The 5,461-nt window shown below is 67.4% G+C and carries 5 protein-coding genes; 4 read left to right on the plus strand and 1 reads right to left on the minus strand.

From position 1 onward, the window contains the following. From VF662_RS07015 to VF662_RS07030, 4 genes are all read left to right on the plus strand, one after another. A partial coding sequence (locus VF662_RS07015; RefSeq protein WP_464139281.1) for a heavy-metal-associated domain-containing protein occupies window positions 1-961 on the plus strand: 961 nt, incomplete at its 5' end. A gap of 9 nt (window positions 962-970) precedes the next feature. Then, on the plus strand, window positions 971-1,591 hold the full coding sequence (locus tag VF662_RS07020) for an HdaA/DnaA family protein (RefSeq protein WP_464139283.1): 621 nt from the start codon (window positions 971-973) through the stop codon (window positions 1,589-1,591). Window positions 1,592-1,593: 2 nt separating this feature from the next. Then, a complete protein-coding gene (locus tag VF662_RS07025; RefSeq protein ID WP_464139285.1) occupies window positions 1,594-3,759 on the plus strand; it encodes an RNA degradosome polyphosphate kinase in 2,166 nt (721 codons plus the stop codon). Window positions 3,760-3,769: 10 nt separating this feature from the next. Beyond that, window positions 3,770-5,233 carry a Ppx/GppA phosphatase family protein gene (locus tag VF662_RS07030; RefSeq protein ID WP_464139287.1) on the plus strand — a complete coding sequence of 488 codons (1,464 nt, stop codon included), beginning with the start codon at window positions 3,770-3,772 and terminating at the stop codon, window positions 5,231-5,233. On the opposite strand, the gene VF662_RS07035 is transcribed toward VF662_RS07030, so the two are convergent. Beyond that, window positions 5,230-5,461 (minus strand): I78 family peptidase inhibitor (locus tag VF662_RS07035; protein WP_464139289.1); only part of this gene is annotated, 232 nt, incomplete at its 5' end. The two genes, VF662_RS07030 and VF662_RS07035, sit on opposite strands and share 4 nt — an antisense overlap.

A 5,461-nucleotide genomic window follows, 5' to 3' on the forward strand; every position in this document is an offset into this window, starting at 1 on the left:
CTACATCGCCCGCCTCGGCGTCCTCTTCGACCGCGCACGCGCAGGCCAGCTGCTGGGCGTCGGCCCGCTCGCCGGCCGCCGCTCGGCGCCGATGCTGGTCATCCCCGTCTTCCTCACCGGTTCCTCGGTTCAGACGTTCGAATCGCGCAATGAGTGGCAGAAGGCATGGGCCCGCTTCCGCACCGGCGGGAGCGCGATCGACTATGTGCGGCCGACCGGCTCCGGCATCGATCCGCTGCTCCTCAACGTCATGCAGACCAAGCGCCCCGGCCGCGCCTGGTGGCGGATGCTGCTCGATCAATATGGCGCCGCCGACGTGATCGTGCCCGAAGTTCACCTGAAGCGCCTCTATCCGGGCGGCCCGGCGATCGGCACCTTCACGGCCCGCTTCGGCCCCGACAATCATGTGATCGACCGCTTCTCGCTGAGGGTCGAGAACGGCGCCGCCATCCCGCGCCTCCTGGACGAGGGCGTGCGCCGCCTCGATGCTTCCTATACCCGCGCGCTGAGCATGGGGCTGCTGACGCCCGATCCGAGCCTGATCATCGAGGAGCCCGAGATCCTCGATACGGCCGCCGAGAAGATCGAAGCGGCGAACGAAGGCGCTCCCGAGCCGCTGGAGCCCTCCACCACGAACATCCCCGTTCCGGTCGGCGCCGCGACCTCCTTCAGCATCCGCGTCGATACGCCCAGCGCAGGCTCGATCCAGCAGGCGGAGCTGTCAGTGAGCCGCATCGCCGGCATCACCTCGGCGCTGACTGTCAACCCTGCCGCCGGCGGCACATCGCTGATGCGGGTGACCTATGTGGGCGATCTCGGCCGCCTTGCAGCGGCGCTGCAGGCGCAGGGATGGGCGGTGCTCGATGCCGGCGGGACATCGCTCCGGATCTCCCGCGGCGGCCCACCGGCGACTCCGCCCGCCCAAGCTCCGGCTCCAGCGCCCCAGCCGGATGAAGAATAGGCGCTCGCGGTGAACCAGATCGCGCTGCCGCTCGATTGGCCGGTGGCGGACCGCGACGAGGATTTCATCGTCTCAAGGGCGAACCAGGCGGCGTTCGACCATTTCAAGCGCTGGTCGCTCTGGCCGGTCATGGCCACTCTGCTCACCGGCCCCCGCAAGTCGGGCCGAAGCCTCCTCGGCCGAATCGTCGCCCGCAAGACCGGCGGGCGCCTGTTCGACAATGCCGAGGACCATGAGGAAGAAGCGCTCTTCCATGCCTGGAACGACGCGCAGGAGCGGCGGCGGCCGCTGATCCTCGTCGCCGATGCCGCGCCTCCGGCATGGAAGGTCGTCCTGCCGGACCTCCGCTCCCGCTTGGCCGCGACGCCGCACGTGGAGATCGAGCAGCCGGACGACGCTTTGCTCGGTGATCTTATTGTAACATTGCTCGGGCAAAGAGGGGTCGTCACGCCGCCCGAAGTGACGGAATTCATCGTTCCGAGGATCGAACGTTCCTATGTTGCCGTTCTGCAGGTGGTAGAGGCGCTCGACCGGGCGATGCTGTCGCGGCACCGGCGCATGACCGTGCCGATGGCGCGGACGGCTCTGGCGGATGCCGGATTGATCAGACGAGCGAGAAACCAGGCCTGAAAATGGACAATCCGGCAGCAACCGCGGCGAATGACGAGGAGGGGGATTACGGCGAAGCCGGCCTCCGGAGCCTCTATTTCAACCGCGAGCTTTCCTGGCTCGCCTTCAACCGCCGGGTGCTCGAGGAAGCCACCAACGAAGCGCATCCGCTGCTTGAGCGGCTCCGCTTCCTCTCCATCTCAGGCAACAATCTCGACGAATTCTTCATGGTCCGCGTGGCCGGCCTCAAGGGGCAGCAGCTGCTCGGCGTCGAGGAGCAGTCCGCCGACGGCATGACGCCCGCGCAGCAGCTGATCGCGATCGCCGAGGAGGCGAACCGGCTGACGGCGAGCCAGCAGGAAGTGTGGCGTGGGCTGCGGCGGGAGATGGCGGCGGCCGACCTTGGCGTCATTGGCCATAAGGAGCTCGACAGGAGCACCGCCGACTGGCTGGACCAGCATTTCCGGGAGCAGATCTTCCCGGTGCTGACCCCGCAGGCGATCGATCCGGCCCATCCCTTTCCGTTCATCCCGAACAAGGGCTTCTCGCTGATCTTCGACCTGAAGCGCCTGTCTGACGGCCTTCCGATCCGCGAGCTGCTGATGGTGCCGCCGACCTTGCCGCGCTTCGTCAGGGTGCCCGGGGAGGAAGCGCGCTACATCGCAGTCGAATCGCTGATCCGCCGCTACATCTCCACTCTGTTCCCCGGCTACGAGATCCTCGGCCACGGCGCCTTCCGGGTGATCCGCGACAGCGACATCGAGGTCGAGGAGGAAGCGGAGGACCTCGTCCGCTTCTTCCGGAGCGCGATCAAGCGGCGCCGCCGCGGCCGGGTCATCCGCCTCGAGCTCGAAGCCGGAATGCCGGACGAGCTGGAGGCCCTGGTCCGAACCGGCCTCGATGCGAGCGAAGCCCTGGTCTTCGAATCGACCGGCTTCCTCGGCATCGCAGATCTCGCGGTGCTGGTCGAGGAGGACCGCCCGGACCTCAAATTCCCGCCCTTCACGGCCCGCTTTCCCGAGCGGATCCGGGAACATGGCGGCGATTGCTTCGCAGCGATCCGAAGCAAGGACATCGTCGTCCACCACCCTTATGAGAGCTTCGAAGTGGTGGTCGAATTCCTGAAGCAGGCCGCCGCCGATCCCGACGTCGTGGCGATCAAGCAGACGCTTTATCGCGCGGGCAAGCAGTCGGCGATCATCCGCGCCTTGATCGACGCGGCGGAGGCCGGGAAATCGGTCACGGCCGTAGTCGAGTTGAAGGCGCGGTTCGACGAGGAGCAGAACCTTCTCTGGGCGAATGCGCTCGAGCGGGCGGGCGTGCAGGTCGTCTACGGCTTCATCGACTGGAAGACCCACGCCAAGGTGTCGATGGTCGTCCGCCGCGAGGAGAAGGGCTACCGCACCTACTGCCACTTCGGCACCGGCAATTATCATCCGGTGACTGCGCGCATCTACACCGACATCAGCTTCTTCACCGCCGATCCGAGGGCGGGGCGCGATGCCGCCCAGATGTTCAACTACATCACCGGCTACGTCGAGCCGCGCGACCTCGAGATCCTCACCATGTCGCCGCACGGCCTGCGCGACGAGCTGTCGCGGCTGATCGACCGGGAGATCGACAACGCCCGCGCCGGCAAGCCGGGCGTCGTCTGGGCGAAGATGAACGCGCTCGTCGATCCCACGATCATCGACAAACTCTACGCTGCAAGCGCCGCCGGAGTTGAGATCGACCTCATCGTCCGTGGCATATGCTGCCTGAGGCCGGGCGTTCCCGGCCTGTCCGACAATATCCGGGTGAAGTCGATCGTCGGCCGCTTCCTCGAGCACAGCCGCATCTGGGCGTTCGGCAACGGCGAGGAGCTGCCGAACAACAATGCCCTCGTCTATGTGAGCTCGGCCGACTGGATGCCGCGCAATTTCGACCGCCGCGTCGAATATATGCTGAAGATCGAGAATCCGACCGTCCATGCGCAGGTGCTCGATCAGGTGATGGTCGCGAACCTAATCGACAACGAGCAGAGCTGGCGGCTTCTGCCGGACGGAAGCTACGAGCGCATCTCGGCAGAGGGCGGCAAATCGTTCAACCTGCACCTTTACTTCATGACCAACCCGTCGCTTTCCGGACGCGGCGCGGCGCTTCGCAAGAGCGGTTCCGTGCCCAAGCTCCAGCTTCGCCGCGGCCGCTGAGAGACACGAATTGAGCTACGAAAAGCCGGTCGCGATCATCGACATCGGGTCCAACTCGGTCCGTCTCGTCGTCTATGCGGGCTCGGCCCGGGTGCCGTTCATCCTGTTCAACGAAAAGGTGATGGCTGGCCTCGGCGAGGGGCTGATCCGCGGCGGCGAGCTTTCAGAGGCATCGCAGGAGCGGGCGCTGGCCGCGCTCCGGCGCTTCCGGATCCTGACCCGGCAGATGGAGGTGGGCGAGGAGCGGGTCGTCGCCACCGCCGCCGTGCGCATGGCCTCAAACGGCGCCGGCTTCCTCGATCGGGTGCGCGAGATCGGGTTCGATCCCGACATCCTTTCGGGCGAGCAGGAAGCGCGGGTGGCAGGGCAGGGGGTCATCTCGGCAATACCGGAGGCCGACGGCATCGTCGGCGATCTCGGCGGCGGCAGCCTCGAACTGGTCGATGTCGCGGGCGGTGAGATCCGCAAGGCGGTGTCGCTCCCGCTCGGCGTCCTCCGGATCCAGCCGACGCTGGCCAAAGGCGAGGCGGCGCTTGCTCGGAAAGTGGAAAAGGCGGTCGAGGAGGCGGACTTCCGGAAGGCTGCCCGCAAGCGGCCCTTCTACCTCGTCGGCGGCTCCTGGCGCGCGCTGGCGCGGCTCGACATGCTGCTCAGCGACTATCCGCTTCCGATCATCCACCATTACAGCATGCGCTCCGAACGCGCGGCCGAATTAGTGCCGGTGATCGCGGAGCTCGAGCGGCTGAAGCTCAAGAACATGGCCTCGCTTTCCGTCTCGCGCGTTCCGACGCTTCCGCGCGCCAACCTGCTCCTGAAACTGATGGTCGAGGAGCTGAAGCCGAGCCATCTCGTCGTCTCCGCCTTCGGCATCCGCGAAGGCCTGCTCTACGACGGCCTCGACGCTGCGACTCGGGCGCGCGATCCGCTGCTCGAAGCGGCGCGCGAGGCGGGGAAGGGCCTCGGCCGCTTTGCCGAGCATGGCGCCCTGCTCGACCGCTGGATCTCGCCGATCTTCGACGACGAGCGGGAGGCGGCGCGGCTGCGGCTCGCGGCTTGCCTTCTCGCCGACATCGCCTGGCAGGCGCATCCCGATTTCAGGGCCGAGCGCGGAGTCGACATGGCGCTCCACGGCAACTGGGTCGGCGTCGACGGCCCCGGGCGGGTGATGATGGCGCAGGCCCTGTTCTCGAATTTCGGCGGCGGCCGCGAATTCGCCGATTCCGACGTTGCCGGCCTTTGCAGCCCGGATGAGCTGCGCAGGGCCTCCCACTGGGGCCTTGCGATGCGGCTCGGCCAGCGGCTCAGCGGCGGCGTTGCGGCGAGCCTCGACCGGAGCTCCATCGCGATCGAGGACAAGGTGCTGCGGCTGACCCTGAAACGGGAGGATGACGGCCTCTACGGCGAGACGGTCGAGCGGCGGCTGAAGACCCTGGCGGGAGCGATGGGCTACAAGCCCGACGTGCGTTTCGATTAGCCGCAGCGGATTCCGGTGACCCGGCCCTTGCCGTCGAGCTCGATGTTGAGGCGGTCGGTGCGGTAATCCATGGTCACTGCGGTACCGGGCGGGATCCAGCGGATCGTGCCGGCGCCGGAAAGGCGGAGCGCTTGCGCGCCGAGCTCGCTCGTGCCGTGGCGGCCGACCAGCGGCTGGGCCTTGGCGGCGTCGCATACGCGGCCGCCGCCGAACTCGCGGACCGGCTCC

This window comes from Allosphingosinicella sp., from assembly GCF_036387215.1.
In the GTDB taxonomy this organism is placed as follows: domain Bacteria; phylum Pseudomonadota; class Alphaproteobacteria; order Sphingomonadales; family Sphingomonadaceae; genus Allosphingosinicella.

What these genes read in the sequence shown, in the direction of transcription:
- VF662_RS07025 (WP_464139285.1), top strand. Translation starts at nt 1,594, where the DNA reads ATGGACAATCCGGCAGCAACCGCGGCGAATGACGAGGAGGGGGATTAC.